Origin of the sequence: Naasia sp. SYSU D00057, from assembly GCF_017916505.1 — a bacterium.
Taxonomy (GTDB): domain Bacteria; phylum Actinomycetota; class Actinomycetes; order Actinomycetales; family Microbacteriaceae; genus Naasia.
Map to the genome: position 1 here is coordinate 1 of NZ_JAFMSZ010000017.1, position 483 is coordinate 483.

The 483-nt window shown below is 61.7% G+C and carries 1 protein-coding gene and 1 pseudogene; both read right to left on the bottom strand.

Features of this window, described 5'->3' with window-relative positions; all coding sequences use genetic code 11:
• The coding region (locus J3P36_RS16925) for a GcrA family cell cycle regulator (RefSeq protein ID WP_374100732.1) at positions 1-139 on the bottom strand (139 nt) is incomplete at its 3' end.
• Between the two features lie 124 nt (positions 140-263).
• Positions 264-483 (bottom strand): annotated as a pseudogene (locus J3P36_RS16075) (acetamidase); the annotation flags it as partial.

A 483-nucleotide genomic window follows, 5' to 3' on the forward strand; every position in this document is an offset into this window, starting at 1 on the left:
GTGCCGGCAGGTACAGGCGATGGGCCTTGCCCACCACCGCATTCTTCGAAACGCCCATGCGGCGGCCGATCTCGGCCGTCGAATGCCCTTCAGCCCAGAGTGCGCGCAGCCTCTCGATGGCTTCCGGCGTCCAATCCATCTGCAGTCTCCCCGGTTGCCCCCAACACTAGATACGGTAGGACAACGCGGGGTGGCTGCACAAGTTGTAGTTGCCGCAACAGAACCGAAAAGCTGTGGATAGACGGCGGAAAACGCCCGCGCGTTCAGAAAAGCAGACCCTTCCTTAGCATTCCGTGAACGCCCTTCTCGCCGTTCACCGTCTGCGTCACACGGAAGTCCACCGCGAGCGAACAAAGCTGGTACGCGTCCGCCGCGCTGACATTCATCCGCGCCACGATGAAGGCGATCATCTCCCGCAGCGCCTGCTTCATCGCGAGGTCGAGGTCCTCATGCATCCCCATCGAGATGTAGTGGGTCTTCGTC